This window comes from Janibacter sp. CoH_79_TC_3, assembly GCF_058197955.1.
This window is the reverse complement of the sequence record NZ_JBXWIV010000168.1, coordinates 1-245: the sequence shown is the minus strand read 5'-3', so window position 1 is coordinate 245 and position 245 is coordinate 1. Positions and strand designations below refer to the sequence as shown.

General features: G+C 55.9%; 1 protein-coding gene. It reads left to right on the top strand.

Going from position 1 to position 245, the window contains the following annotated elements:
- Positions 1-5: 5 nt before the first annotated feature.
- On the top strand, positions 6-245 hold a 240-nt coding region (locus AC2FA3_RS15505; RefSeq protein WP_490510372.1), incomplete at its 3' end, for a haloacid dehalogenase-like hydrolase.

The window sequence follows — 245 nt, the reverse complement described above, 5'->3', positions numbered from 1 at the left end:
ACTGGATACGCCCCTGGGCACAAACTGTCGGAATCCGGTTCGTGGAAGGAACAGGGCTGGAAGTTAGGGAGCAGACTTTGACCGGGCGTTTTTCCACGCCCACCTGTAAAGGAGGTGAGAAGGTACGCAGGCTCCGCCGGCTATATCCGGATTTCGCCTCCGAGACGCTGCATGTATATGGCGACAGTTCCGGCGACAAAGAACTGCTCGCCCTTGCAGATGTCCCCCATTATAAACCATTCAAC